At 69.3% G+C, this 25,683-nt stretch carries 25 protein-coding genes; 19 read left to right on the forward strand and 6 right to left on the reverse strand.

The genetic code is table 11. The features are described 5' to 3' along the window. The first annotated feature begins 131 nt into the window (after positions 1–131). On the forward strand, positions 132–944 hold the full coding sequence (locus tag ACVFYP_RS14250; RefSeq protein ID WP_499200848.1) for a hypothetical protein: 813 nt from the start codon (positions 132–134) through the stop codon (positions 942–944). Between the two features lie 60 nt (positions 945–1,004). After that, positions 1,005–2,189 carry an MFS transporter gene (locus tag ACVFYP_RS14255; RefSeq protein WP_499200849.1) on the forward strand — a complete coding sequence of 395 codons (1,185 nt, stop codon included), beginning with the start codon at positions 1,005–1,007 and terminating at the stop codon, positions 2,187–2,189. On the opposite strand, the gene ACVFYP_RS14260 is transcribed toward ACVFYP_RS14255, so the two are convergent. From ACVFYP_RS14260 to acnA, 3 genes are all read right to left on the reverse strand, one after another. Next, positions 2,146–2,901: a metallophosphoesterase family protein gene (locus ACVFYP_RS14260; protein ID WP_499200850.1), complete on the reverse strand. Its 756-nt coding sequence runs from the start codon at positions 2,899–2,901 to the stop codon at positions 2,146–2,148. The two genes, ACVFYP_RS14255 and ACVFYP_RS14260, sit on opposite strands and share 44 nt — an antisense overlap. Before the next feature lie 3 nt (positions 2,902–2,904). Further along, entirely contained in the window at positions 2,905–3,840 is a 936-nt protein-coding gene (locus tag ACVFYP_RS14265; RefSeq protein WP_499200851.1) for a diacylglycerol/lipid kinase family protein, read from the reverse strand. Between the two features lie 225 nt (positions 3,841–4,065). After that, entirely contained in the window at positions 4,066–6,762 is a 2,697-nt protein-coding gene (gene acnA, locus ACVFYP_RS14270; RefSeq protein WP_499200852.1) for an aconitate hydratase AcnA, read from the reverse strand. Positions 6,763–7,036: 274 nt separating this feature from the next. Here acnA and ccmA point away from each other — a divergent pair, with 274 nt between their 5' ends. From ccmA to ACVFYP_RS14325, 11 genes are all read left to right on the forward strand, one after another. Continuing rightward, positions 7,037–7,627: a heme ABC exporter ATP-binding protein CcmA gene (ccmA, locus tag ACVFYP_RS14275; protein WP_499200853.1), complete on the forward strand. Its 591-nt coding sequence runs from the start codon at positions 7,037–7,039 to the stop codon at positions 7,625–7,627. A 79-nt stretch (positions 7,628–7,706) separates the two neighbouring features. Then, positions 7,707–8,366, forward strand: coding sequence for a heme exporter protein CcmB (gene ccmB / locus ACVFYP_RS14280; RefSeq protein WP_499200854.1), 660 nt, complete (start codon positions 7,707–7,709; stop codon positions 8,364–8,366). A gap of 170 nt (positions 8,367–8,536) precedes the next feature. After that, positions 8,537–9,511: a Bug family tripartite tricarboxylate transporter substrate binding protein gene (locus ACVFYP_RS14285; protein WP_499200855.1), complete on the forward strand. Its 975-nt coding sequence runs from the start codon at positions 8,537–8,539 to the stop codon at positions 9,509–9,511. Positions 9,512–9,630: 119 nt separating this feature from the next. Then, positions 9,631–11,523, forward strand: coding sequence for an ABC transporter ATP-binding protein (locus tag ACVFYP_RS14290; protein WP_499200856.1), 1,893 nt, complete (start codon positions 9,631–9,633; stop codon positions 11,521–11,523). Positions 11,524–11,638: 115 nt separating this feature from the next. Then, positions 11,639–11,938, forward strand: coding sequence for an AtpZ/AtpI family protein (locus ACVFYP_RS14295; protein WP_499200857.1), 300 nt, complete (start codon positions 11,639–11,641; stop codon positions 11,936–11,938). 58 nt (positions 11,939–11,996) lie between these two features. Then, entirely contained in the window at positions 11,997–12,752 is a 756-nt protein-coding gene (locus tag ACVFYP_RS14300; protein ID WP_499200858.1) for a F0F1 ATP synthase subunit A, read from the forward strand. 77 nt (positions 12,753–12,829) lie between these two features. Beyond that, positions 12,830–13,057: an ATP synthase subunit C family protein gene (locus tag ACVFYP_RS14305; RefSeq protein ID WP_216874325.1), complete on the forward strand. Its 228-nt coding sequence runs from the start codon at positions 12,830–12,832 to the stop codon at positions 13,055–13,057. 91 nt (positions 13,058–13,148) lie between these two features. After that, positions 13,149–13,649: a F0F1 ATP synthase subunit B family protein gene (locus ACVFYP_RS14310; protein ID WP_499200859.1), complete on the forward strand. Its 501-nt coding sequence runs from the start codon at positions 13,149–13,151 to the stop codon at positions 13,647–13,649. 12 nt (positions 13,650–13,661) lie between these two features. Further along, positions 13,662–14,171 (forward strand): F0F1 ATP synthase subunit B, encoded by a 510-nt coding sequence (locus tag ACVFYP_RS14315; RefSeq protein ID WP_499200860.1) that lies wholly within the window; start codon positions 13,662–13,664, stop codon positions 14,169–14,171. Between the two features lie 150 nt (positions 14,172–14,321). Further along, complete coding sequence (locus ACVFYP_RS14320) at positions 14,322–15,905, forward strand: ABC transporter substrate-binding protein (protein WP_499200861.1); 1,584 nt, start codon at positions 14,322–14,324, stop codon at positions 15,903–15,905. Between the two features lie 160 nt (positions 15,906–16,065). Next, complete coding sequence (locus ACVFYP_RS14325) at positions 16,066–17,148, forward strand: branched-chain amino acid aminotransferase (RefSeq protein ID WP_499200862.1); 1,083 nt, start codon at positions 16,066–16,068, stop codon at positions 17,146–17,148. A gap of 48 nt (positions 17,149–17,196) precedes the next feature. On the opposite strand, the gene ACVFYP_RS14330 is transcribed toward ACVFYP_RS14325, so the two are convergent. Further along, positions 17,197–17,589 (reverse strand): metallopeptidase family protein, encoded by a 393-nt coding sequence (locus ACVFYP_RS14330; RefSeq protein WP_216874333.1) that lies wholly within the window; start codon positions 17,587–17,589, stop codon positions 17,197–17,199. Between the two features lie 60 nt (positions 17,590–17,649). On the opposite strand from ACVFYP_RS14330, the gene ACVFYP_RS14335 reads away from it, so the two are divergent. Continuing rightward, the gene (locus ACVFYP_RS14335; RefSeq protein ID WP_499200863.1) at positions 17,650–17,952 is read left to right on the forward strand and encodes a 4a-hydroxytetrahydrobiopterin dehydratase; all 303 of its coding nucleotides are present in this window, start codon (positions 17,650–17,652) and stop codon (positions 17,950–17,952) included. A 269-nt stretch (positions 17,953–18,221) separates the two neighbouring features. Continuing rightward, positions 18,222–19,343 carry a branched-chain amino acid ABC transporter substrate-binding protein gene (locus ACVFYP_RS14340; RefSeq protein WP_499200864.1) on the forward strand — a complete coding sequence of 374 codons (1,122 nt, stop codon included), beginning with the start codon at positions 18,222–18,224 and terminating at the stop codon, positions 19,341–19,343. Positions 19,344–19,375: 32 nt separating this feature from the next. Here the strand turns inward: ACVFYP_RS14340 and ACVFYP_RS14345 are convergent, their stop codons facing one another. Then, positions 19,376–20,338: a Bug family tripartite tricarboxylate transporter substrate binding protein gene (locus tag ACVFYP_RS14345; RefSeq protein WP_499200865.1), complete on the reverse strand. Its 963-nt coding sequence runs from the start codon at positions 20,336–20,338 to the stop codon at positions 19,376–19,378. Between the two features lie 65 nt (positions 20,339–20,403). Between ACVFYP_RS14345 and ACVFYP_RS14350 the strand changes: the two genes are divergently transcribed. From ACVFYP_RS14350 to ACVFYP_RS14365, 4 genes are all read left to right on the forward strand, one after another. Beyond that, complete coding sequence (locus ACVFYP_RS14350; protein WP_499200866.1) at positions 20,404–21,966, forward strand: sulfatase-like hydrolase/transferase; 1,563 nt, start codon at positions 20,404–20,406, stop codon at positions 21,964–21,966. Positions 21,967–22,059: 93 nt separating this feature from the next. Further along, positions 22,060–23,334 carry an ABC transporter substrate-binding protein gene (locus ACVFYP_RS14355; RefSeq protein ID WP_499200867.1) on the forward strand — a complete coding sequence of 425 codons (1,275 nt, stop codon included), beginning with the start codon at positions 22,060–22,062 and terminating at the stop codon, positions 23,332–23,334. Continuing rightward, the gene (locus ACVFYP_RS14360) at positions 23,331–24,230 is read left to right on the forward strand and encodes a carbohydrate ABC transporter permease (protein ID WP_499200868.1); all 900 of its coding nucleotides are present in this window, start codon (positions 23,331–23,333) and stop codon (positions 24,228–24,230) included. The genes ACVFYP_RS14355 and ACVFYP_RS14360 overlap by 4 nt, the downstream gene beginning before the upstream one ends. Continuing rightward, positions 24,227–25,063, forward strand: coding sequence for a carbohydrate ABC transporter permease (locus ACVFYP_RS14365; RefSeq protein WP_499200869.1), 837 nt, complete (start codon positions 24,227–24,229; stop codon positions 25,061–25,063). Before ACVFYP_RS14360 ends, ACVFYP_RS14365 begins: the two co-directional genes overlap by 4 nt. Positions 25,064–25,121: 58 nt before the next feature. Here ACVFYP_RS14365 and ACVFYP_RS14370 read toward each other — a convergent pair whose 3' ends face one another. Continuing rightward, positions 25,122–25,625 carry a flavin reductase gene (locus ACVFYP_RS14370; RefSeq protein WP_499200870.1) on the reverse strand — a complete coding sequence of 168 codons (504 nt, stop codon included), beginning with the start codon at positions 25,623–25,625 and terminating at the stop codon, positions 25,122–25,124. Between the last annotated feature and the right edge of the window lie 58 nt (positions 25,626–25,683).

The raw sequence follows: 25,683 nt of genomic DNA on the forward strand, positions 1-25,683 counted from the left end.
CATGGCGCCCTTGGCAACAGCGGCGCCCGCCGCGACCTGTCATCGCCGTGGCAACGAAGTGTCAATCTCCCTGAGTCAGCTTGCCTTCGGTGGCCCTTCCCCCCGGGTCACATTCGGGCAGGAGGCCCAGGATGTCCGCAACATTTCGGCGCGCCCTGACATCAGAGGCCGGCTCCGACACCCCCCCAACCCCCGAGGCTGCCGAGGGTCGCCTGGCCTGGCTGATCGGCCTCGGCGCATTGGTGGGTCTGTGCCTTGCCGTGGCGCTGGTGCTGCCCGGCGCCGATCCGGCGCCGGAACCGCCGGGCGCGGCGCAGGCGCTGTCACTCCTCGCCCCCCGGGCGCCGGAACCGGCGACGCTGGGCGGGATGAACCGGGCGCTGGTGGTGCTGGATCGCGACCTGACCATCTGGCAGCGGCTGGTGGCGCCGGAAGGCCGCATCGATCTCGGCCCGCTGCGCGCCGGGCTGGCGGATTTCACCGGCTTTGGGCACGAGGCGCCGCCCCGCCCCACCACGGACGAGCCTGCGGCGAATCCGGCGGTGCTGGCGCTGACCCTGCTGGCCATGACGCTGGCCGGGGCGACGCTCTGCGTCGGAATCACCGCCCTGCTGCTGGACCAGCGGCTGCGTGCCACCTTTCGCGCGGATCGCGTGGCGGCCTGCGACATGGCGGAGGGCCAGCAGGACCGCGCGGCGCCCGCAACCGAGCGGATCGATGAGGCTGACCATATCGGGCGCATCGCCGCGGAGGCCTCGGCCCGCGCCCTGGAGCCAGGCCTGGCCAGCAGCGCGGTGCGGCTGCGGGAGGATCTGGCGCGGCAGGCGCGGGACATGGCGCGGCAGGTGCAGGCCCGCCATGCCGGGGCCGACCCCTCCACCCAGGGGCTCGAGGCGGAAGCGGCCGGCACGGGCCGTGCCTTCGAGTCCAGCCAGGCCGGCTGAGCCGGATTCAGCCCCGCAAGGGGCCTTGGCGCCGTCGCCGGGCCGGGTCAGCTTGCGAGGGTGACACCCGCCCTTCGCTTCGTTCTGCTCTACAGCGCCCAGTTCGTGGTGGTCGGCGTCACGCTGCCCTTCCTGCCGGCGGTGCTGGCCGCCAAGGGCCTCTCGCCACAGGAGGTGGGGGTGCTGCTGGCGGTGGGCTCCGCCGTGCGGCTGCTGGCCGGGCCGGCGGGCGGGCGGGTAGCGGATGCGTTGGGCGATGCGCGGGCGGTGCTGGTCGCCGGCGCCGGCATCGCGGCGCTGGCCGCCTGCGGCTTCCTGCTGCCGGCGGGGTTGCTGCTGCTGTTGCTGGCGATGGGCCTGCACAGCGCCGCCTTCGCGCCCGTGGTGCCGCTGACCGATGCGCTGGCGATCGCTGCGTCGCGTCGCGAGCCGGGCTTCGATTATGCGCGGGTGCGGGCGGCGGGCAGCATCGCCTTCATGCTGGCGGCGGTCGCGGTGGGGCAGGCAGTGGCCTGGGCCGGGATCGGCGCGGCGGTGTGGCTGATGCTGGCGGGGCTGGTCGCCACCGCGCTGGCCGGCCTGGTTCTGCCCGCATCACCACCCCGCGCGGCGCGGGGCGTGGCGCGCGGCTGGGTGGGTTTCCTGGCGCCGCTACGGATTCCGGCGGTTCGGCGGCTGATGCTGGTTTCCGCCCTGATCCAGGGCAGCCATGCGCTATATTACGGCTTTGGCACGCTGCACTGGCAGGCGGCGGGGCTCGGCGCCGGGCTGATCGGCGGGCTCTGGGCCGTGGGGGTGCTGGCGGAGGTCGCGCTGTTCCTCTGGGGGCGCGGGCTTGTCGCGCGACTCGGGCCGCTCGGCCTGTCGCTGGGGGCCGCCGGCGCCGGCGTGCTGCGCTGGGGGGTGACGGCGCTGACGGTCGATCCCTGGCTGCTGGTGCCGGCGCAGATGCTGCACGCCGCCACCTTCGGCATGCAGCACCTGGCGACCATGGCGGTGCTGTCCCGCATGGTGCCGCCGGCGGAGGCCGGCACGGCGCAGACGCTGCATGCGGCGCTCGGTGTCGGGCTGTGGATGGGGCTGCTCGCCTTGGTTTGCGGCCCGCTTTACGCCTGGGCGGGCGGTTCCGGCTTCTGGGCCATGGCGGCGCTTTGCGCGTTGGCCGTGCCGGCCAGCCTGGCTCTCGGGACCACTCTGAACCCTAAAGATCCCGCCAGCCGTCCCCGTACCAGACCCGCGGCGTGACCTTCGCCCGGCCCTCCTCCACCTCGATGCGGTTATAGGCGTTGGGCGTGCCGCGCAGGCGATAGGAGGTGGCGCTGCCCGCCTGGGCGAGCACCAGCCCGCCGTCCCTGACCGGCCGCACGTCCCCCAGATGCAGATGCCCGGTCAGCACCAGCCCCACATTCAGCCGGGCGAAGGCGGCCAGCGCCGGCTCCGCATTGCCCACCAGCTTCGCACCAGGCTTCAGCAGCGGCGCCTGGAAGGGGTGGTGCGCCACGATGATGCGGAAGGGGCCGGGCGGAAGGGCCATCAGATGCGCCTCCGCCGCCGCCAGCCGGCTGCGGGACACACGCCCATGGGCCCAGTTCAGATAGAAGCCGGCGCGGCGGGCGGTGTTCATGCCGACCAGAGCCACCTCCGCATCGGTGAAGACCGGCTCCGTCTGCGGCCCGACATGGAAGCGCCAGCGGCGATAGGGGTCGGTGAAGCGTTCCAGCAGGTTGTAGGGCGACAGGTCGTGATTGCCCGGCACCGCCAGGAAGGGAATCCGCAGGCCGCGCAGGAATTCCATGGCGGCGATGAACTCGCTGTGCCGCGCACCCTGGGTCAGGTCGCCCGACACGGCCAGAAGGTCGGGCCGCCATTCCGCCATTTCCTGCGCGAAGCTGGCCACCACCTCCGGGTCATGCGCGCCGAAATGCAGGTCGGAGAGATGCGCGATACGTCGGGTCATCTCTCAGGCCGCGGGCGCGGTTTCGGCGATCTCGCCCTCGGCCTCCCCGGGCGGCGGCACCAGCACGCGCAGAGCGCCAGGATGGATGCGATAGACCAGGGGCGGGGTGAGCAGAATCGCCTCCCCGTCATTCATCACCCGGAGCGCGGTGCGGGGGGTGCCGATGGTCACCTGGCTGGCCGTGCGTTCCTGCACCAGGCGGGATCCGCGCCAGCTGCCCAGGAACATCCCGGCCATCAGCTTGACCCACCACCAGGCGCCGTAGCGCCGCGCCACATACAGCGCGAGTTCCCCGGCATCGAGGCGCGGCCGGGCCATCATCAGCCCGAATCCCTCCGCATAGCGATTGTTGGCCACCGCCAGCGCGCGGGTCCAGAGCCGGACGATCCGCCCCCCCTCCAGCGCCACCGACAGCCGCATCGGCCGGTGCCGCCATTCGGAGCGCAGCGCGGCGAGGGCGAAGCGGAGGCGCGGCCGCCAGCCGCGCTTGCCGCGCCCGCGTTCCCGGTGCCGGCCGAGCCAGGAGGGGGAGCCGATGACGGAGGAGCACAGGAAGACATGGCCGTTCACATCGGCCACATCGATCGCGCGGATATGGCCATGCGACAGCGCGATGGCCGCGGCATCCAGTTCCAGCGGAATGCCGAGATCCTTGGCCAGCATGTTCATGGTGCCGAGCGGCAGGATGCCGAGCGCCGTGTCCTTGCCCATCAGCCGTTCGGCGGCCGCCATGATGGAGCCGTCGCCGCCGCCCACCACCACGGCATCCGCGCCCATGGCGACGGCGGCGTCGAGCCGGGCGAGCAGCCCGTCCGCATGGTCGGGCACCATCACGGCATCCAGGCCCGCGGCCGTGAGATGCCGCGTGACCTCGGCCTCGATTTCCTCGCGGCCAAGAGCAGTGCCGGAGGCGGAGTTGATGACGACAGCGATGCGCATGTGACCCGCAACGGTTTGGCTGGCGAAAGGTTCGCCGGCACTGTGTGATGACACCAGAGGTGTCTGCATGACGCTGCGGTTCGGGCGCCGGGATCACGCCATCGTGCCCGGGCAAGGGATGCGAAAAGGGCGCGGCCCTCGCGGACCGCGCCCGTTCACTGAAGGCGGAGAGGTGTCCCCCTCACCCAAACCTCTCCCCCATCAGGGGGAGGGCTTTTGTGGAGCTCAGGCGGCCTTGGCCATCCCGCGCAACACGTAGTTCAGGATGCCGCCGTTCTTGTAGTACTCGACCTCATCCGCCGTATCGACGCGGCAGAGCAGCGTCGTGCGGTGGGTGGTGCCGTCGGGGCGGTGGATGACCATGCCGACCTGCATGCGGGCCTTCAGATCCTCCAGCCCTTCCAGGTCGATGATCTCGGCGCCGGTGATGCCGAGGGTCTTGCGGTCCTCGCCATTCTGGAAGGTGAGCGGCAGCACGCCCATGCCGACCAGGTTGGAGCGGTGGATGCGCTCGAAGCTCTCGGTGATGACGGCCTTCACGCCGAGCAGGAAGGTGCCCTTGGCCGCCCAGTCGCGGGAGGAGCCGGTGCCGTATTCCTTGCCGCCGAAGATCACCAGCGGCACGCCCTCGGCCTTGTACTTCATCGCCGCGTCGTAGATCGGCAGCACCTCGCCCGAGGGGTGGTGCTTGGTCATGCCGCCTTCGATGCCCGGCACCAGCTCATTGCGGATGCGGGTATTGGCGAAGGTGCCGCGCATCATGACTTCATGGTTGCCGCGGCGGGCGCCGTAGCTGTTGAAGTCGTGCTGCCGCACCTGGTGTTCCAGCAGGTAGTCGCCGGCCGGGGAGGTCTTCTTGATGGCACCGGCCGGGGAGATGTGGTCGGTGGTGATGCTGTCGGCCAGCTCCGCCAGGATGCGCGCCCCGGTGATCGGCGGGATCGGCGGGATCTCCATCGTCATGCCGGTGAAGTAGGGCGGGTTCTGGACGTAGGTGGAACCGCCATTCCAGCGATAGGTGTCGCTGTCCGTGTCAACGCGGATGGCCTGCCACTGCGCCGGGCCTTTGAACACGTCGCCATAGCGCTGCATGAACATCTCGCGGGAGACGGCGGAATGGACGGTGTCGTTCACCTCCTTCTGCGTCGGCCAGATGTCCTTCAGATAGACCGGCTGGCCGTTGCTGCCGGTGCCGATCGGGTCCGTGGTGATGTTCAGCTTCACCGTGCCGGCCAGCGCATAGGCGACCACCAGCGGCGGGGAGGCCAGGTAGTTGGCGCGGACGTTGGCGTGGACGCGGCCCTCAAAATTCCGGTTGCCGGAGAGGACGCTGGAGACGACCAGCTTGTTGTCCTCGATGGCTTCCAGGATCGGGTCTTCCAGCGGGCCGGAATTGCCGATGCAGGTGGTGCAGCCATAGCCGACGGTCTGGAAGCCGAGCGCGTCCAGGTCCTGCGACAGGCCGGCCTTGTCCAGATATTCGGTGACGACCTGGGACCCAGGCGCCAGCGAGGTCTTCACCCAGGCCTTCGGCTTCAGCCCCAGCGCCCGCGCCTTGCGCGCCACCAGACCGGCGGCGACCATGACATAGGGGTTGGAGGTGTTGGTGCAGGAGGTGATGGCGGCAATCACCACGTCGCCATGGCCCAGGTCGTAGTTCTTGCCCGAGACCGGCACGCGCAGATCGGCCTTGTCGCCGGGCACGCCCATGGTGCCGGCCGCCAGATCCTTGGCGAAGCTGGTGGAGACCTGGGTCAGCGGCACGCGGTCCTGCGGGCGCTTCGGGCCGGCCATGGAGGGCTCGACCGTCGAGAGGTCGAGTTCCATCGTGTCCGTGAAGACCGGGTCGGGCGTGGAGGCATCGCGCCACAGGCCCTGCGCCTTGGCATAGGCCTCGGTCAGCTTGATGCGGTGCTCGTCGCGGCCGGACAGGCGCAGATAGTCGATGGTGGTCTGGTCGACCGGGAAGAAGCCGCAGGTCGCGCCGTATTCCGGGGCCATGTTGCCGATGGTGGCACGGTCGGCGAGCGCCATGTCCTCCAGGCCCGGGCCGTAGAATTCGACGAACTTGCCGACGACGCCCTTCTTGCGGAGCATCTGCGTCACGGTCAGCACCATGTCGGTGGCGGTGACGCCTTCGCGCACCTTGCCGACGAGGCGGAAGCCGATGACGTCGGGGATCAGCATGGCGATGGGCTGGCCGAGCATCGCGGCCTCGGCCTCGATCCCGCCAACGCCCCAGCCGAGCACGCCCAGGCCGTTCACCATGGTGGTGTGGCTGTCCGTGCCGTAGCAGCTATCCGGGAACACATAGGTGTCTGGGCCGTCCTGGCTGGTCCAGGCGACCTGGGCCAGATATTCCAGGTTCACCTGGTGGCAGATGCCGGTACCGGGCGGCACGACGCGGAAATTCGCGAAGGCGGACTGGCCCCAGCGCAGGAACTCATAGCGTTCGCCGTTGCGCTCGAACTCGACGTCCACGTTCTTCTGCAGCGCATTCGCGGTGCCGGAGAAGTCCACCATCACCGAGTGGTCGATCACCAGATCGACCGGCACCAGCGGGTTCACCTTCTTCGGATCGCCGCCCAGGTTGGACAGCGCATCGCGCATCGCGGCGAGGTCGACCACGGCCGGAACGCCCGTGAAGTCCTGCAGCAGGATGCGGGCCGGGCGGAACGGCACTTCCTTGGTGGAGGAGCCCTTCTCCAGCCAGGCGACGACGGCCTTGGCGTCGTCCACGGTGTAGCTGCGGCCATCCTCGAAGCGCAGCACATTCTCCAGCAGCACCTTCAGGCTGACCGGCAGCCTGCTCGGGTCGCCGATGGCAGCAGCAGCCTCGGGCAGGCTGAAATAGTGATAGTCCTTGCCGTCCACCTTAAGGGTACGGCGGGTCTTCAGGCTGTCCTGCCCGATCATCCGCATGGTCCGGGGTCCCCGTTCGCGTGGCGCCGGTTGGGTGCCACCCCGGAAGCGGGGCGCCTCCGCCAAGCCTGGCGCGGTTCCGCCGTGCCGCTTTCGCGACCGCAGCTTGCGGCTTAAACCACAGGGATGACGGGCGGTCCATCCGCTTGCGTCGCCTATGCGCGGGCTTGTGCGCGCGTTGTGTCCGACGCATGCCGGATTGGACCCTGCAAACCTGTGCAGGGGTTGTTTTCGTGTGCCGGGCCGTCAGCCTGGGTGCGGGGAAGGGGGAGGGGTGCTGGAAGCGCGGGATCTGGCCTGCTGGCGTGGCGACCGCGCGATCTTCGCCGGCCTGTCCTTCACCCTGGAACCCGGCGGGGCGCTGCTGCTGCTCGGCGCCAATGGCGCGGGCAAGTCCAGCCTGCTGCGGCTGCTGGCCGGGCTGATCCCGCCGGCGGAGGGCCTTCTTCTATGGCAGGGGCAGGATGCGCTGGCCGATCGCGTCGCCCATGCCGCGCGGCTGCGCTACCTCAGCCACCAGGATGCGCTGAAACCCTCCCTGACCGCGGCCGAGAATCTGGCCTTCTATGCGCGGCTCTGGGGTGGGGAGGTGGGGTCGGCGCTGGCGGCGGTAGGGCTGGAGGAACTGGCCGAATTGCCGGCGCGGATGCTGTCCTCCGGCCAGAAGCGACGGCTCGCCCTGGCGCGGCTGGCGCTGGCGCCGGTGCCGATCTGGCTGCTGGACGAGCCGACCGTGGGGCTGGACGCGGCCTCCGTCGAACGCCTCGGCGCGCTGCTGGAAGCTCATCGCGCGGCCGGCGGCGCGGTCCTGGCCGCCACCCACCTGCCGCTGCCGCTGCCGGGCGCGCGGGAGCTGGTGCTGTGAGTGGCGGGCTTTGTTGCCCTATCCCCCCTGCGGGGGGGGATGGCTTTGATAGTGTCTTGCCCTGTCCCGGAGCCTTCCTGTGAAAGGCTTCAACGCCGTTCTGGGCCGCGAATTGCGGCTGGCGCTGCGGCATCCGGCAGACAGCCTGGCGGCGGTCATGTTCTTCGTGCTGGTCTGCGCCCTGTTCCCCTTCGGCATCGGGCCGTCCCCCGAAATCCTCGCTCGCATCGCCCCCGGCGCGCTGCTGGCGGCCGGGCTGCTGGCGGCGCTGCTGCCGCTGGACCGGCTGTTCGGGGCGGAGGCGGAGGATGGCTCGCTCGACCAGCTCCTGGTCTCCGGCCTGCCGCCCTCCCTGCTCGCGGCGGCCAAGGCGCTGGGCCATTGGCTGGTCACCGGCCTGCCGCTGCTGGTGGCGACGCCCGTGGCAGCTGCCATGCTGAACCTGCCGGTGGAGGCCTGGGGCGTGGCGATGCTGGCGCTGGGGTTGGCCACCGGCGTGCTGTCCCTGTTCGGCACGGCCGGCGCGGCGCTGACGCTGGGGGCGCGGCGCGGCGGGGTGCTGCTGCCGCTGCTGGTGCTGCCCTTGTCCATCCCCGCCGTGATCTTCGGCGCCGCCGCCATCGAGGCCGCGGCCGGTGGCATCTCCGCCCGGCCCTATCTTCTGCTGCTGGCCGCGCTGCTGGCCCTGGCCGCGCCGCTGGCGCCGCTGGCAGCGGGGGCGGCGTTGCGGGGGGAATGAGGAACGCCCACCCTGCTTGACGAGGCTTTGACCCGCGCCCAACAATGCATGCGTTAGCCCATTCGCTTGCGCGCGCCTTGGTGGCTGCGGCGGTCTTTCCGGTCCAGACGGGCCGGCGATGGGCATGAAACCAGGCGGGTCAACCGCCGGTGCATGGGGGAGACCATCCGATGACCACTCGTCGCGCCTTGCTCGGGGCCGCCCTGTCCCTGCCGGCCCTGGCCAGCGCCCGCGCCCAGGAGGCCTGGCCCGAACGACCGGTGCGCATGATCGTGCCCTTTCCGCCCGGCCAGGCCGCCGACATTTTTGCGCGCGTCATGGCGGACGAACTCTCGAAGCGCTGGCCGCAGCGGGTGGTGGTGGAGAATCGCGCCGGCGGCGCCGGCGCGATCGGCATGGATGCGGTGGCCCGCGCCCCGGCGGATGGCTACACGCTGGGCATCGGCACCTCCGGCACGCTCGGGGTGAACCCCTCCGTCATGACGCGGCTGCCTTATGACGCCGAGAAGGACTTTGCGGCGATCACCAATATCTTCACCCTGCCGCTGGTCTTCTGCGCCCATCCGAGTTTTGAGGCGAATGACATCGCCGGCTTCGTGGCCCTGGCCAAGGCGCAGCCCGGACGGGTGCAGTACGCCTCCGCTGGCCCGGGCACGGCGCAGCACATGACGGCGGAGATGCTGGCGCATCGCCTGGGTCTGGAGATGCAGCACGTGCCCTATCGCGGCAGTGGCCCGGCCATGGCCGATCTGATCGCCGGCAATGTGAAGGTGATGGTGGACAGCCTGGCTTCCGCTTTGCCGAATATCGCGGGCGGCCGCATCAAGCCGCTCGCCGTCACCGGCCGGGCGCGCACGCCGCAACTGCCCAATGTGCCGACGGTGGCGGAGAGCGTGTCGCCGGGGTTCGAGGCGCTGGGCTGGTCCGGTATCGTCGCCCCCGCCGGCACGCCCGCTGCCGTCATCCGCAAGGTGAATGCTGATGCCGTCGCGATCCTGCGCGACCCCACGGTGTCGGCCCGCATGCTCCAGCTCGGCGGCTTTCCCGACCCCGGCACCCCTGAGGAATACGGCGCCTTCATCAAGGCCGAGATCGCCAAGTGGCGCGAGGTGGCCCGCGTCGCGAACGTCCGTCTGGACGGCTGAAGTCGAGGGTCCCAAGGGGCCCCTGCCCCTTGGTGGGGAAGCTTGAGGGGGCAACGCCCCCTCAACCTGTCATCTGCCTGCCTGTTGACGCCGCCCCGATGACGGCGCCTTCTGCCATAATGTTCCTGTTTCGTCTCTTTGAGCGCGCCGTCGATCCGGTGGCGCCGCCCGGGGCCCGCGCCGCGCGCTGGCTTGGGTCCCCCGTGCCCGAAACCCCGCCGCCGGCGCGGCTGGTGGGTTTCTACTGGCATTTCGCGCGCCAGGCGCGGGCGCTGTTCGGGCTGCTGTTTGCCACCGGGCTGACCGTCGCGCTGCTCGACCTGCTGATTCCCATCTTCATCGGCAGGGTCGTAGGTCTGCTGGATGAGCATGGCCCGCAGCGGATCTGGGCGGAGGCGGGTGGCACGCTGGCCGGCATGGCCGCGGTGCTGCTGCTGGCCCGGCCGAGCGCCATCCTGTGCCAGAATCTGGTGACGCAGCAGGCCATCATTCCCGCCGTCACCTCCATGATCCGCTGGCAGAGCCATTGGCAGGTGGTGCGCCAGGGCTGGGCCTTCTTCCAGGAGGATTTTGCGGGGCGCATCGCCAACCGGGTGATGCAGGCCGGGCCGGCGCTGCGCGAGTCGGTCGTGCAGTCGGTGAATGCCGTCTGGTACATCCTGGTCTATGGCACCGGCGCCGTGCTGGTGCTGGCGGCGACCGACTGGCGGATGGCGATTCCCATCCTGGTCTGGTTCGCGCTCTACGCCACGCTGCTGCGGCTGATCGTACCGCGCATGCGCGATCGCGCCCGCAAGGCCAGTGAGGCGCGCAGCCTGCTGACCGGCCGCGTGGTGGACAGCTACACCAATATCGTCACCGTCAAGCTCTTCGCCCGGGCGGAACAGGAAGACGCCTGGGTGCGGGAGGGGGTGGAACAGCTCAACCGCGACTTCGCCCGGCAGACCCGGCTGGTGACGCTGAACGGATTTCTGCTGTCGACGCTGAATGCCAGCATGCTGACCTCCACCGCCGCGCTGGCGATCTGGCTCTGGTCGCGGGGGGAGGTGTCGCTGGCGATGGTCGCCTCGGCTCTGCCGATGGCCTGGCAGATCGCCAATATCTCCGGCTGGGTCGCCTTCAACGTGGCCGGCATCTTCGAGAATATCGGCGTGGTGCAGGAGGCGATGGGCAGCATCGCGGTGCCGCGGACGGCGCCCGACGCCCCCATGGCGCGGCCCCTGGTGGTGACCAAGGGCGCCATCCACTTCGAGGATCTGCGCTTCGGCTACGGCCGGGCCAGCGCCGAGGGCGCCGCGCCGCGGGGCGCCGTGCTGCATGATTTCGACCTGGATATCGCGCCGGGTGAGCGCGTCGGGCTGGTCGGCCATTCGGGGGCCGGCAAGACCACCGCCATCAACCTGCTGCTGCGCTTCTTCACGCCGGAGGGCGGGCGCATCCTGATCGATGGCCAGGACATCGCCGGGGTGACGCAGGAAAGCCTGCGGAGTGCGATCGGCGTGGTGACGCAGGATACGGCGCTGCTGCACCGCTCGATCCTGGAGAACATCCGCTACGGCCGGCCGGATGCCAGCCCCGCGGAGGTTGTGGCGGCGGCCGAGCGGGCGGAGGCGCATGATTTTATCATGGCACTCTCCGACTGGCGCGGCCGCACCGGCTATGACGCCCATGTGGGGGAGCGTGGGGTGAAGCTCTCCGGTGGCCAGCGCCAGCGGGTGGCGATTGCCCGCGTGCTGCTGAAGGATGCCCCCATCCTGCTGCTGGACGAGGCAACAAGCGCCCTCGACTCGGAGGTGGAGGCGGCCATCCAGGCCAGCCTGGAACGGCTGATGGCGGGTAAGACCGTGATCGCCGTGGCGCATCGTCTGTCCACCTTGGCGCGGATGGACCGGCTGGTGGTGCTGTCCGAGGGCGCGGTGGCGGAGCAGGGCAGCCACGCGGAATTGCTGGCGCGGGGGGGCATCTATGCCAATCTGTGGCGGCGACAGTCGGGTGGATTCATCGGGGAATAGGGCGACTTAGGGCGCGGAAGCCATGTTGCACCGCGTTCATTGCCTTGACACTTGCCCCCCCGCGCCGTAGGAGCGGGCCGCCTTCCGGGCGGGGCGCCGCAGGGGAGAGCGACGGGTGGCGGAAGACGACGGCTTCGAGCAAAGACTCCGGCAGGCCCGGGCACGGCAGGGGATGGATCCCAAGCCGCGCCTCAACGGTCCTCTTTCGGGGAGTAGCGCGAATGTCGGCTTCCGTGCCGGTGTCGAAGTGGTGTCGGCGCTGGTCGTGGGCGTGGCCCTCGGCTGGTATCTGGACCGCTGGCTCGGTACCTGGCCGTGGCTTTTCCTGCTGTTCTTCGTGTTCGGCAGCGTCGCTGGGGTGATGAACGTCTATCGTTTGTTCGCCCCCGGGCGCGGTGCCGGGAAGCAGGATTAGAGGCTGCCGCTTCGCGGCAAGGAAGCTCCCCCGTTCGCGGGGGGACGGGAGATTGCGAGTGGCCGCCGAATCCGGATCGATCGACGCGCTGAGCCAGTTTGAGCTGACGCCCGTTTTCGGGGCCGTCGGTGCCGCGGTCGGCTTCTCCCAGTCCAATGCGCATATGCTGCTGGCGGCGGGGCTGATCACCGCCCTGCTGATGTTCGGCATGGCCGCCCGCGCCGTGGTGCCGGGGCGCCTGCAATCCTTGGCCGAATCCTCCTACGAATTCGTTTACGGCATCGTCGACAGCCAGGTGGGGCATGGCGGGAAGCGCTTCTTCCCCTTCGTCTTCACGCTGTTCATGTTCGTGCTGTTCGGCAACATGCTGGGCCTGTTCCCCTACGCCTTCACCTATACCAGCCATCTGGCGGTGACCTTCGGCCTGGCGCTGATCGTCTTCGTGGTGATCACGGCGGTGGCGCTGGCGCTGCACGGCCGGAAGTTCTTCGGCTACTTTTTCCCCGAGGGTGCGCCGCTGTGGCTGGCGCCGATCATCGTGCCGGTGGAGGTGGTGTCCTACCTCTCGCGCCCGGTGAGCCTCTCGGTGCGTCTGTTTGCCAACATGGTCGCCGGCCACGTGCTGCTGAAGGTGTTCGCCACCTTCGTGGTCATGCTCGGGGCGCTCGGCGCGGTGGGGCCCTTCGTGGCCACGCTGCCGCTGGCGGTGAACGTGCTGCTGATCGGGTTCGAGATCCTGGTGGCCTTCCTCCAGGCCTATGTCTTCGCGATCCTGACCAGCATCTACCTCCACGACGCGGTGCACCTGCACTAGGCCTTACAGGCCCAGGCAGGCGCCCTGCGCGCCGGACCAAGATCCACCCTCTCGAGACGTCGAAAAGGATTACTTTCATGGAAATCGTGCTTGCTGCGAAGGCGATCGGTGCCGGCATCGCTGTCCTCGCCCTGTTCGGCGTCGGCCTGGCGCTCGGCAACATCTTCTCCACGTTGATCGCTTCCGTGGCCCGCAACCCGGCGTCCCGCGACGCGGTGTTCCCGATCGGCATTCTGGGCTTCGCGCTGACGGAAGCCGTGGCGCTGTTCGCCCTGCTGATCGCCTTCCTGATCCTGTTCGCCTGATTTTCGCGGCCGGCACAGGCCGGTCGCGACGTGCGAGTGGCGCGCCGCCCAGGGGGGCTGGCGCGCATCAGGGACGTTGACGGGGAACACCATGCCGCAGCTCGATTTCGGCAACCCGCTGATGATCGCCCAGATCGTCTGGTTGCTGATCATCTTCGGAGTCCTCTACTTCGCTCTCGCCACCTACGCGCTGCCGCGCGTGGAGGCGGTGCTGGAGGATCGCCGGCGCCGGATCGAGGGTGACCTCGAAGCCGCCCAGGCGGCGAAGGCGGAAGCCGATGCGGCCATGGCGACGCATCGCGAGGCGACCGCCAAGGCCCGTGCCGAGGCACAGGCCGCCATCGCCGCCGCCCTGCAGGCGGCGCAGGCCGAATCCGCCCAGCGGTCGGAAGCCCTGGCCGCGAGGCTGGCGCAGCAGATCGAGGCGGCCGAGGGCCGCATCGTGGCCGCGCGGGATTCCGCCATGCGGTCGCTGCGTCAGGTCTCCACCGAGACCACCATCGCCGTGCTGCAGCGCCTGACCGGTGAGGCCGACCAGGCCGCGGTGGGTGCCGCGGTGGACCGTGCGCTCGTCGCGCGCGGCCAAGCCTAAGGACCCGCCGCCATGGCCCATCATTACGAGCATTTCTGGCTCGACCCGAAGTTCTGGGTCGCCATGTCCTTCGTGCTGTTCGTGCTGCTGGTCGGCAAGATGGCCTGGGGCCGGATCACCGGCATGCTGGACGCTCGCGGTGCCCGCATCCAGGCGGAACTCTCCGAAGCCTCTCGCCTGCGGGTGGAAGCCGAGGCGATGCGCCAGCAGGCCGAGGCCGACCGCGCCGCCGCGCTGGTGGAGGCGGAGCAGATGATCGCCCGCGCCCGCATCGAGGCCGGCCGCGTGGCCGAGGCCGCGGCGCTGGAGGCGGAGCAGTCCGCCAAGCGGCGTGAGCGCATGGCCATGGACCGTATCGCCGCAGCCGAGGCCTCCGCCGTCGCCGAGGTGCGCAACGCCGCCGCCGAGATCGCCGGCCAGGCAGCGCGCGAGGTGCTGGCGCAGACGATGAATGCCGAGAAGGACGCCGTGCTGATCGACCGCGCGGTGACCGACCTGCCTCGCGCACTTCGTGCGGCCTGACATTAGGTCGCGCTGCGCGCGGCCCGATTTTATCTACATCGCGTGCCTCCACGACGGGGACCCCAAGGGGTCCCCGTTTTGCGTTTCAGCGGGTTCCCATCGCGCAGGATGCCGGTAGTCTTCCCTGGATCGAAAAATCAGGAGACTTCCATGCGTCGCCACCTTTTCACCGCCGCGCTGCTGGCCGGTGCGGCCTGTGCCGCGCCGATGGCCGCCCAGGCCAATCTGTTCCGCTGGGCCAATGACGGCGACGTCAATTCCATGGACCCCTATGCGCGGCAGGAAACCTTCCTGCTGATGTTCAACGGCAATATCTATGAGCCGCTGGTCCGCCGGAATCGTCAGCTCCAGGTCGAGGCCGCGCTGGCCGAGAGCTGGACACAGCCCAGCCCGACCGTCTGGCGCTTCCAGCTGCGCCGTGGCGTCACCTTCCAGGACGGCACGCCCTTCACCGCGCAGGACGTCGTCTTCTCCTACACCCGCGCCAAGGCCCAGGGCAGCAATGTCGGCGGCAGCCTGGCCAGCGTGAAGGAAGCCCGCGCGATCGACGACCACACGCTGGAAATCGAGACCACCGCGCCCAACCCGATCTTCCTGGAGGAGATCACCGGTATCGGCATCATGTCGCAGCGCTGGGCGGAGGCGAACAACGCCACCCGCAGCGCCGACCTGACCAGCGGCGCCGAGAATTTCGCCACCCGCAACGCCATGGGCACCGGCCCCTTTCGCCTAGTGAGCCGGGAGCCGGATCGCCGCACGGTGCTGGCGCCGAACCCCGGCTGGTGGGACCGGCCGGAGCACAACCTGACCCGCGTCGAGTTCAACGTCATCTCGAACGATGCGACGCGCGTCGCCGCTTTGCTCTCGGGCGAGGTGGACATGGTCTACACCGTGCCGCCGCAGGACACGCAGCGCCTGTCCCGCACCGCCGGCATCACCATCCATCAGCAGGCGGAGCTGCGGACCATCTATTTCGGCTTCGACCAGAGCCGGGCGGAACTGTTGAAGTCCGATGTCCGCGGCCGCAACCCGTTCCAGGATGTGCGGGTGCGCCAGGCCTTCAACCATGCGCTGGACCGCGCCAGCATCGTCCGCACCGTCATGCGCGGCCAGGCCCGCGCCACCGGCCTGATGATCGGCCCGGGCGTGAACGGCTTCACCGAGGCGCGGGACCAGATCCCGGCCTATAACCCCGACCTGGCCCGCCGCCTGCTGACCGAGGCCGGCTATCCCAACGGCTTTGGCGTGACGCTGGACTGCCCGAACGACCGCTACGTGAATGACGAGGCGATCTGCACCGCGGCCGTCTCCATGCTGGCCCGCGTCGGCATCCGGGTGACGCTGAACGCCCAGACCCGCGCCCGCTACTTCGCCGAGATCCTGGGCCCGCGCTACAACACCAGCTTCTACATGCTGGGCTGGACCCCCAACACCTACGACGCCCACAACGCCTTCTTCAACCTGATGGCGTCCCGCGAGGGCAACCGCGGCATGTTCAATGTCGGCGGCTTCAACAATGCCCGCTTCAACGAGCTGGTGGACCTGATGGCGGTGGAAACCGACGTCACCAAGCGGAACGGCATGATCGAGGAGGCGATGCGCATCCACACCGAACAGGCCGGCCATGCCCCGCTGCACCAGCAGACGGTGATCTGGGCGGCGCGCAACAACGTCCAGCTGCAGCAGCTGGCCGATAACTGGTTCCCGCTGCGCTTCGTGCGCATGGGCAACTGAGGCCGCAGGGCGCCGGGCAACCGGCGCCCACTACGGCAGTGTCACTGACCTATCATGCCTGCCGCGCATAGGTGCATTGTTAGCTTCGGTGGCTCCCTTGCGCATGGGTGTTGCGATAGCATCGGGTCACACGCAATAAAAACCGAGAGCGACAGACGCCATGACCCACTTCCCCACCACGCTGACCCGCAGCCCGAAGCCGCGCCAGGCCGATACCGCGCTGGCCTTCGGCAAGTCCTTCACCGACCACATGTTCCTGATGGACTATGCGGAGGGGAAGGGCTGGCATGATCCGCGCATCGTTCCCTATGGCCCGCTGTCGATGGACCCGGCGACCACGGTGCTGCACTACGCCCAGGCGGTGTTTGACGGCCTCAAGGCCTATCGCGGTGCCGATGGCACGATCCGCCTGTTCCGCGCCCAGCGCCATGCGGAGCGCCTCGGCAAGTCCTGCGCCGGCCTCTGCATCCCGCCGATCCCGGCCGAGCTGGTGCGCCAGAGTTTCGAGGCGATCGTGGGCGTGGACCATGACTGGGTGCCGCGGACCGAGGGCACCAGCCTCTACATCCGCCCGACCGTGATCGCGACGGATGTGATGCTCGGCGTGCACCCGTCCCACAGCTACACCTATTTCGTCATCTGCTCCCCGGTCGGCGCTTATTACAAGGAGGGCGTGAAGCCGGTGCGTATCCTGGCGACCGATACGCATGTGCGCGCCGTGCAGGGGGGCCTGGGCGAGTCCAAGGCCGCCGCCAACTACGCCGCCTCCCTCTCCGCGCAGCAGGAGGCGGAGCGCCAGGGCTTCACCCAGGTGCTGTGGCTGGATGGCGTGGAACGGCGCTGGATCGACGAGGTCGGCACCATGAACATCATGATGAAGATCGGCGACGAGATCGTCACCCCGCCCCTGGCGGGCACCATCCTGGACGGCGTGACCCGCAACTCCATCCTCACGCTGCTGCGCGACTGGGGTCACACCGTCTCCGAACGCCCGGTGAGCATCCAGGAAGTTATGCAGGCCGGGCGCGAGGGCAAGCTGACCGAGATGTGGGGCACCGGCACCGCCGCCGTGGTCTCCCCGGTGGGCGAGCTTGGCTACAAGGGCGACCGGATCAGCATCGGCAATGGCCAGACCGGCGAGCTGACGCAGAAGCTGTATGACAGCATCATCGGCATCCAGTACGGCCGCCTGCCGGATGCGCATGGCTGGATGAGCACGGTGCCGGTGCCCGTGGAGGCGTGAGCGTTTAGCCCTCTCCCCCCGAAGCGGGGGGTCGAGGGCTTCAAGGCGCTACTCGCTCTCCAGCCGGTCGATGTCGTCGTCTGAAAACCCGAAGTGGTGCGCGATCTCATGGATCAGCACATTGCGCACCAGTCGGAACAGGTCCTCCCCGGTCTCCACCCATTCCAGCAGGATCGGCTCCCGATAGAGGGTGATGCTGTCCGGCTCGCCCGGGGCGTCGAAGACGCTCTTCTGGGTCATGGGCACACCGCGATACAGGCCGGTCAGCGCCCAGGGGCTTTCGAAGCCGAGTTCGGCGGCGGTTTCATCATCCGCCACCTCCTCCACCACGATGGCCGCGCCGCGGACCAGGTCGCGCAGCTCCTTGGGGATGGCGGAGAAGGCCTGCTCGGCCATCTCCACGATGTCCTCCAGCGTGGGGGGGTGGTGGAATCGGGTCATCCGGTGCTTCCTTCCCGCAGCCGCCGCCGACGTCAAGTCCGCTGAGGGAGAACACCGGCCATGATCCGTCCGCTCGACGCCGCGACCCGTGCCGAACTGTCCCAGGCCCTGCCGCTGTGGAGCCTGGCGGAGGGGCGGGATGCCATCACCCGCCGTTTCCGCTTCACCGATTTCTCCACCGCCTGGGCCTTCATGTCCCGCGTGGCGCTGCTGGCGGAGAAGCACGACCATCATCCGGAATGGTCCAATGTGTGGAACCGGGTGGATATCCTGCTGACCACCCATGACGCCGGCGGCCTGTCGGAGCGGGATGTCACGATGGCGCGGGCGATCGACGCGATCGAGCCTGCGCGCCTTCTCTGATATCTGCGGGCCGGTCTCTTGACCGGTCCGAGCGGCCGAATGGCCGCCGCGGCTTATGCCGCGCTAAGGGCGCGCCTTTGGCGCGACGAAGCCAAGGAAACCGGAGGTTTCCGCGTCACGCCATAGGCGTGCCTCCGGCACGACCGTCTGAGGGCGGCCCGGAGCGGTCACGCGAAGGGCCATTGGCATGAATGCTGGCCACGCGGCCCGGCTCTCGCTTAACCTTGCGACACCGGGCCGATAACGCCCTGAAGCAGGGAGCAACAAGGATGATAAAGCGCAGGACGATGCTCGGCGGCACCCTCGCGGCCCCGATGCTGCTGACGGCGGGGCGCGATGCCCTCGCCCAGGGTTCCGGCCCGATCCGGGTGGCGACGGCCGGGCCGATGACCGGCCAATACGCGGCCTTCGGCGGCCAGATGCGCGCCGGCGCCGAACAGGCGATCACCGATCTCAATGCCGCCGGCGGCGTGCTCGGCCGGCAATTGGCGCTGGAAGTCGGCGACGATGCCTGCGACCCACGCCAGGCGGTCTCCGTCGCCAACCAGCTTGCCTCCCGCCGCGTGGCGCTGGTGGCGGGGCATTTCTGCTCCGGCAGTTCCATCCCGGCCAGCAAGGTCTATGCCGAGGAAGGCGTGCTGCAGATCAGCCCGGCCTCGACCAACCCGACCTTCACCGATAGCGGCGACTGGAATACCTTCCGCGTCTGCGGCCGCGACGACCAGCAGGGCCTGGTGGCGGGGCGCTACATCGCCCAGACCATGCGCGACCGGCGCATCGCCATTCTGCACGACAACACCGCCTATGGCCGCGGCCTGGCGGAGGAGACCAAGAAGTCGCTGAACGCCGCCGGCGTGACGGAGGCGCTGTATTCCGCCTACACGCCAGGGGAACGCGACTATTCGGCCATCGTCTCCCGCCTCCAGCAGGCCAATATCGGCGTGGTCTATGTCGGCGGCTACCACACCGAATCCGGGCTGATCCTGCGCCAGGCCAAGGAAGTGGGCCTGAACCTGACGCTGATCGGCGGCGATGCGCTGGTCACCAACGAGTTCTGGCAGATCACCGGCGCGGCCGGGGAGGGCACGCTGATGACCTTCAGCAGCGACCCGCGCCGCCGCCCCACCGCGGCCCAGGTGGTGCAGCGCTTCCGCGCCCGCAACATCGATCCGGAGGGCTATGTCCTCTACACCTACGCCGCCCTGCAAATCTGGGCGGCGGCGGCCACGCGTGTCGGCGGCACCGATCCGCGCCGCATCGCCGCGCTGCTGAAGTCCGGCGGCCCCTGGGCCAGCGTGCTGGGCGATATCAACTTCGACCAGAAGGGCGACGTCACCGTGCCGGACTATGTTTTCTACGTCTGGCGCAACGGCACCTACGCCGAGATGTAGCCTGCCGGGACGGGGGCGGCGTGTTGCCGCCCCTATTCCACCCGCATCCCCGTCGCCTGCACCACCTCCCGCCACGCCGCGGAAGCCCGCGCCACCCAGGCTTCCGCCGCCGCGCCATCCCCCGCCTCCGGCGTCACTGCCCAATTCGCAAGCCGGGCCTGCGCCGCCGGGTCGGCGAAGACCGTGGCGACCAACCGCGCCGCTGCCGCCCTTGCCGCTTCGGGCGTGTCCTTCGGTGCCATCAGCAGATAGGCGAAGCGGATATCGAAGCCGGCATGGCCCTGCTCCGCCACGGTCGGCACATCGGGCAGCATCGGCAGCCGCGCCGGGCCGGAAATCGCCAGCGCCCGCAGCCTGCCATCCTTCACGAATTCCGCCCCGCCGGAGATGGCGATGAAGCCGGCCTGCACGCGCCCGGCCAGCAGCTCCGTCACCGCCTCCGCATTGCCGCGGAAGGGGATGTGTTCCAGCGCCGCCGGCGGCAGGCCCAGCGAATGGCCGAGATGCGCCATCGCCAGATGCCCCGGCGAGCCATAGCCGGCGGAGGCATATTGCAGCGGTTCCCGCCGCGCCTTGGCGAGGAATTCGGCCAGCGTCGCGATGCCGGCGGAGGGATGCACCAGCAGCACTACCGGATAGGTCCCCGCCACCGCAACGGGGCGCAGAGCCTCCGGATCGAAGCCCAGGTTGCGATAGAGATGCGGGTTGACCGTGAAGCTGCTGTCGATGGCCAGCAGCAGGGTGCGGCCATCCGGCGCGGCGCGCGCGGTCAGCGATGCGGCGATATTGCCATTGGCGCCGGGGCGGTTGTCCACCATGGCGTTGCCCAGGCCGAGCCTTGGCGCGGCTTCCGCCAGCAGCCGGGCGATGCCGTCCAGCGCTGCGCCGGGCGGGAAGGCGGCGATGATGCGCAGCGGGTCGCCACCCTGGGCCAGGACAGGTTTGGCGGCCAGGGTCAGCGTGGCGGCCAGCGCCGTGCGGCGGGACAGTTTCATCCGGTTCTCCCCAGGCCTCTTGTTGGCCCCTATGCTGCGGGACGGAACCTGGGGGGACAAGGCCGATGGCCACGCGCAATGTGCTGTTCATCATGTGCGACCAGCTGCGCTGGGACCACATGGCCTGCGCCGGCCACCCCTTCCTGAAGACGCCGAACCTGGATGCCCTGGCCGCCCGCGGCGTGCGCTTTGCCCAGTCCTACGTGCAGTCCGGCATCTGCGGCCCCTCCCGCATGTCCTACTACACCGGCCGCTACGTCTCCTCGCACGGCGCCACCCACAACCGCGTGCCGCTTTCGGTGGGGGAGGTCACGCTGGGCTGGCATTTGCGGGAGGCGGGGCGGACGCTGGCCCTGGCCGGCAAGACTCATGTCCTGCCCGATGCGCATGGCATGAAGCGCCTTCAACTCGATGGCCAACATGACCTCGCCGCGCTGTTGCGAGAGGGCTGGTTCACTCTGGTCGATCGCCATGACGGCCATCATGCCGAGCCTGACAGCGCCTATGCCCATTGGCTGCGCAGCAAGGGCTACGACAGCGCCGATCCCTGGACCGACTACGTCATCGCCGTGCAGGACGCGCAGGGCCAGGTCCACAACGGCTGGAAGATGCGCAATGCCCGCCTGCCCGCGCGCGTGGCGGAGGAACACAGCGAAACTGCCTATACGGCGGACCAGGGCATCGCCTTCATGGAGCAGCAGGGCGAAACGCCCTGGGTTCTGCACCTGTCATTTGTAAAACCGCACTGGCCCTATATCGCCCCTGCCCCCTACCACGCGATGTATTCCGCCAACCAATGCCTGCCGGTGTCCCGCCACCCGGCGGAGCGCGGGCCGGACGCGCATCCGCTGTTTCGCGAATGGCAGAATGAGGAGGTGTCGCAATCCTTCCAGCAGGATGACTGCATCGCCACCGTGCGCCCGGCCTATCAGGGCCTCATCACCCAGCTCGACGATCATCTCGGCCGGGTGTGGCAGGCGCTGGAGCGGCTGGGGCGCTGGCAGGACACGCTGGTGGTCTTCTGCTCCGACCATGGCGACTATCTCGGCGACCATTGGATGGGGGAGAAGGAGCTGTTCCACGACTGCGTGCAGCGCGTCCCCATGCTGGTCTACGACCCCTCGCCCCAGGCCGATGCCACGCGCGGCACCGTCGACAACCGTTTCGTGGAGGCGATCGACCTGGTGCCGACTTTTTTGGACGCGCTCGGCCTGGAGGCCGCGCCGCATCTGCTGGAGGGGCGGTCGCTGCTGCCGCTGACGCGCGGCCAGGACGTGCCCTGGCGCGATTCGGTGGTCTCCGAACTCGACTGGACCTTTCGCGGGGCCAGGCGGCGGCTGGGCGAAAAGGTGGGGCAGCACCACGCCTGGATGCTGCGCGATGCTCGCTGGAAATACATCCACTGGACCAGCGGCTACCGCCCCCAGCTTTTCGACCTGCAAGCCGATCCGCAGGAATTTTGCGATCTTGGCGCCGACCCTGCCTATGAGGACATCCGCACCGCCATGCGCGAGAGGCTGCTGACCTGGTTCACCGGGCTCAAGCGCCGCACGACACTGACCTGGGCGGAGGCGGAGCTGCGCACCGACCGGCACAAGGCGGCGGGCGTCTTCTACGGGGAGTGGTAGCCCCAATTTTCACGAAGCCGCGACCCCGTGATGCGCCAACCTCCCACCGGCGTTGTCCTGACCTGAAGCAGAACGACCGGGGGAGGGATGTGCATGGCATGGCGCGCGGCCATCGGACTGGCCGTGGCCCTGGTCATCGCGCCGGCGGCGCGGGCGCAGGTCACGCTGGCGATCTCCTGCGGTGCCGTGGGCATGGAGCTGGAGCTTTGCCGGGAAGGGGCCGAGGCCTGGGCGCGGCAGACCGGCAACCGCATCACCATGGTCTCCACCCCCAGCGGCAGCACCGAGCGCCTGGCGCTGTACCAGCAGCTTCTGGCGGCGCGTTCGGCGGATATCGACGTGCTGCAGCTCGACGTCGTCTGGCCCGGCATCCTGGCCCGCCACCTGCTGGACCTCAGCCCGCACGTGGATGCGGCGGAACGCGCGCGGCATTTCCCCGCGCTGATCCGCAACAACACGGTGGAGGGCCGCTTCCTCGCCATGCCCTGGCTGACCAATGCCGGCGTGCTCTACTACCGGCGCGACCTGCTGGAACGCTACGGCCGCCCGGTGCCGGAGACCTGGCAGGATCTGGCCGAGACCGCGGACCTCGTCATGCAGGCCGAACGCGCCGCCGGCCAAAGCCGCCTCTGGGGCTTCGTGTTCCAGGGTCGCGCCTATGAGGGTCTGACGGTCAGCGCGCTGGAATGGCTGCACAGCCATGGCGGCGGCAGCATCGTGGAGGCCGATGGCCGCGTTTCCGTCAACACGCCGGAGGCCCGCGCCGCCATCGCCCAGGCCGCCTCCTGGATCGGCGGCATCACCCCGCGCGGCGTGCTGAATTATGCGGAGGAGGAGGCGCGCGGCGTCTTCCAGACCGGCAATGCCGTCTTCATGCGCAACTGGCCCTATGCCTGGCCGCTCCTCAACGCCGAGGACAGCGCGGTGCGCGGCCAGGTCGGCGTGGCGCTGCTGCCGCGCGGCGGGCCGCAGGGCACGCATAGCGCGACGCTGGGCGGCGAACAGCTCGCCGTTTCCCGCTATTCCCGCCATCCGGATCAGGCGCTGGCCCTGGTGCTGTATCTGACGGGGCGGGAGGAACAGAAGCGCCGCGCCATCACCGGCGGCTTCAACCCGAGCAGGCTCGACCTGTACGAGGATGTGGAGGTGCTGAGCGCCAACCCCTTCTTCGGCGATCTCTACGAGGTCTTCCTCAACGCCGTGCCGCGCCCTTCGGCGGTCACGGGCAGCCGCTACAACCAGGTCTCGGCGGAGTTCTGGAACGCGGTGCATGTGGTGCTGGCCGGGCAGGTGGAGCCCGGGCCGGCGCTGGATCGGCTGGAGCGCAACCTGACCCGGATCGGTCGCGGCGGGCGGTGGGCCCAATGAGCACCTCCCCGATGCAGCGGGCGAGGCGGCGCGCGGCCTGGCTGTTCCTGGCGCCGATGCTGCTGGTGCTCGCCGGCATCGCCGGCTGGCCGCTGGCGCGCACCATCTTCTTCTCCCTGACCGATGCGCGCCTGGACCTGCTCGGCGAGTACGGCTTCATCGGGCTGGAGAACTACCTGTGGCTGGCGCGCGACCCGGAATGGTGGGCGGCGGTGCGCAACACGCTGGTCTTCGCCAGCATCTCCGTCAGCCTGGAAACGCTGCTGGGCATCGTCATCGCCCTGGTGCTGAACGCGAAGCTGCGCGGGCGCGGGCTGCTGCGGGCGGCGATGCTGATCCCCTGGGCGATCCCGACGGTGGTCTCGGCGCAGATGTGGGGCTGGATGCTGCATGACCAGTACGGCGTCATCAACGAGATGCTGATGGCCATCGGCCTGATCGCGGAGCCGCGCGCCTGGACGGCGGATTACGGCACGGCGCTCGCCGCCATCATCGCCGTCGATGTCTGGAAGACCACGCCCTTCATGGCACTGCTGGTGCTGGCGGCGCTACAGTTGCTGCCGGAGGAATTGTACGAGGCGGCGGAGATCGACGGGCTCGGCCCCATCGGCCGCTTTTTCCGCATCACCCTGCCGCTGATCTGGCCGGCGCTGATGGTGGCGATCATCTTCCGTACCCTCGATGCGCTGCGGGTCTTCGACCTGATGTATGTGCTGACCGGCAACAGCCGCGCCACCGCCTCGATGTCCGTCTATGCGCGCCAGCAGCTCGTCGACTTCCAGGATGTCGGCTACGGATCGGCGGCGGCCACGGGGCTGTTTCTGGTCATTGCCATCGTCACCGCGCTGTTCCTGACATTTGGCCGGCTGCGGCTGGGTGCGGAGCCGGGGCGATGAAAAAGCCGGGACGCATTCTTGGCCGCTCGGCCTTCTTCCTGCTGGTGCTGGTGATCGTCGCCTACACCGTCTTTCCCTTCTACTGGGCCATCGTCGCCTCGCTGAAGGAGGGCAGCGCCCTGTTCACGGTGGAGGCCTGGCCGTCCCGCCCCGCATGGGACAATTACGCGGCGGTGTTCCGCGAACAGCCTTTTGGGCGGAACATCCTGAATTCCGTGATCGTGGCCGGTGGCGTCGTCGCCTTGTCGCTGGCGCTTGGCCTGTCCGCCGCCTTCGCCCTCGGGCGGGTGCAGTTCCGGGGGCGCAAGATGCTGCTGCTGGTGATCCTGGGCGTGTCGATGTTTCCGCAGGTGGCGGTGCTGTCGGGCCTGTTCGAGCTGATCCGCGCGCTCGGCCTCTACAACAACCTGTTCGGGCTGACGCTGAGCTACCTGATCTTCACCCTGCCCTTCACCGTCTGGGTGCTGACCACCTTCCTGCGCGAAATGCCCGTCGAATTGGAGGAGGCGGCGATGATGGACGGCGCCGGTCCCTTCACCGTGCTGACCCGCATCTTCCTGCCGCTGATGGGTCCCGCGATGGCGACCACGGGCCTGCTGGCCTTCATCGCCGCCTGGAACGAGTTTCTGTTCGCCCTGACCTTCACCCTGACGGATGAGATGCGGACGGTGCCGGTGGCCATCGCGCTGATCACCGGGGCCAGCAGCTTCGAACTGCCCTGGGGCCGCATCATGGCCGCCAGCGTCATCGTCACCGTACCGCTGATTCTGCTGGTGCTGGTCTTCCAGCGCCGCATCGTGGCGGGGCTCACGGCGGGGGCGGTGAAGGGTTAGTCCTTTGTAGGACCGCGTGATTCAGACCTGCGGTGCCTTCGCACCTTCGGTCATCACGCTATACCACCGCGTCGTCGTGCCCCACCGGATGATAACCCCGCCCGTACCAGATCAGCGCCCGCCCCGGCGTGCCCTGCCGGATCGCCGCCACCTCGGCGAAGAGCACGCTATGGGTGCCCTTCTCGATGATATCGACGATGTGGCAGTCGAAGGACACCGCCGCAGCCTCCAGCACCGGCGCGCCGGTGGACAGGGTGGACCAGGCGCCGAAGGCGAAGCGGCCTTCGCCCTTCAGCCCGCCGACGCCGGCAAAAGCGTCCGAGATGTCCCGCTGCCCGGCCGCCAGCGCATTCACACACAGCACCCCATTCGCCTTGACCAGCGCATTGCCGGAGGAGGAGCGGTTCAGGCAGACCAGCAGGGTCGGCGGGTCATCCGTCACGGAACACACCGCGCTGGCGGTGAAACCGCCGCGCCCGGCCACGCCGGCGCTGGTCACCACATTCACCGCGGCGCCAAGTCGGGCCATGGCGTCACGGAATTCGTCTCGGCTGACTGTCATGGCCCTCGGTCTTGTCTGGTCACGCTGCCATGCAAGATGGGTCGCCAGGCGCCGCTTG

The organism is Roseomonas sp. F4 (genome assembly GCF_053891155.1).

Bases quoted from the DNA above. Each gene is read 5' to 3' on its own strand.
- ACVFYP_RS14350 (WP_499200866.1), top strand. From the start codon at position 20,404: ATGGCCACGCGCAATGTGCTGTTCATCATGTGCGACCAGCTGCGCTGG.
- ACVFYP_RS14365 (WP_499200869.1), top strand. From the start codon at position 24,227: ATGAAAAAGCCGGGACGCATTCTTGGCCGCTCGGCCTTCTTCCTGCTG.
- ACVFYP_RS14320 (WP_499200861.1), top strand. From the start codon at position 14,322: ATGCGTCGCCACCTTTTCACCGCCGCGCTGCTGGCCGGTGCGGCCTGT.
- ACVFYP_RS14335 (WP_499200863.1), top strand. From the start codon at position 17,650: ATGATCCGTCCGCTCGACGCCGCGACCCGTGCCGAACTGTCCCAGGCC.
- ACVFYP_RS14330 (WP_216874333.1), bottom strand. From the start codon at position 17,589: ATGACCCGATTCCACCACCCCCCCACGCTGGAGGACATCGTGGAGATG.
- ACVFYP_RS14260 (WP_499200850.1), bottom strand. From the start codon at position 2,901: ATGACCCGACGTATCGCGCATCTCTCCGACCTGCATTTCGGCGCGCAT.
- ACVFYP_RS14310 (WP_499200859.1), top strand. From the start codon at position 13,149: ATGCCGCAGCTCGATTTCGGCAACCCGCTGATGATCGCCCAGATCGTC.
- ACVFYP_RS14345 (WP_499200865.1), bottom strand. From the start codon at position 20,338: ATGAAACTGTCCCGCCGCACGGCGCTGGCCGCCACGCTGACCCTGGCC.
- ACVFYP_RS14305 (WP_216874325.1), top strand. From the start codon at position 12,830: ATGGAAATCGTGCTTGCTGCGAAGGCGATCGGTGCCGGCATCGCTGTC.
- ACVFYP_RS14360 (WP_499200868.1), top strand. From the start codon at position 23,331: ATGAGCACCTCCCCGATGCAGCGGGCGAGGCGGCGCGCGGCCTGGCTG.
- ACVFYP_RS14355 (WP_499200867.1), top strand. From the start codon at position 22,060: ATGGCATGGCGCGCGGCCATCGGACTGGCCGTGGCCCTGGTCATCGCG.
- ACVFYP_RS14340 (WP_499200864.1), top strand. From the start codon at position 18,222: ATGATAAAGCGCAGGACGATGCTCGGCGGCACCCTCGCGGCCCCGATG.
- ACVFYP_RS14325 (WP_499200862.1), top strand. From the start codon at position 16,066: ATGACCCACTTCCCCACCACGCTGACCCGCAGCCCGAAGCCGCGCCAG.
- ACVFYP_RS14285 (WP_499200855.1), top strand. From the start codon at position 8,537: ATGACCACTCGTCGCGCCTTGCTCGGGGCCGCCCTGTCCCTGCCGGCC.
- ACVFYP_RS14265 (WP_499200851.1), bottom strand. From the start codon at position 3,840: ATGCGCATCGCTGTCGTCATCAACTCCGCCTCCGGCACTGCTCTTGGC.
- ACVFYP_RS14290 (WP_499200856.1), top strand. From the start codon at position 9,631: ATGTTCCTGTTTCGTCTCTTTGAGCGCGCCGTCGATCCGGTGGCGCCG.
- acnA (WP_499200852.1), bottom strand. From the start codon at position 6,762: ATGCGGATGATCGGGCAGGACAGCCTGAAGACCCGCCGTACCCTTAAG.
- ACVFYP_RS14315 (WP_499200860.1), top strand. From the start codon at position 13,662: ATGGCCCATCATTACGAGCATTTCTGGCTCGACCCGAAGTTCTGGGTC.
- ACVFYP_RS14250 (WP_499200848.1), top strand. From the start codon at position 132: ATGTCCGCAACATTTCGGCGCGCCCTGACATCAGAGGCCGGCTCCGAC.
- ACVFYP_RS14370 (WP_499200870.1), bottom strand. From the start codon at position 25,625: ATGACAGTCAGCCGAGACGAATTCCGTGACGCCATGGCCCGACTTGGC.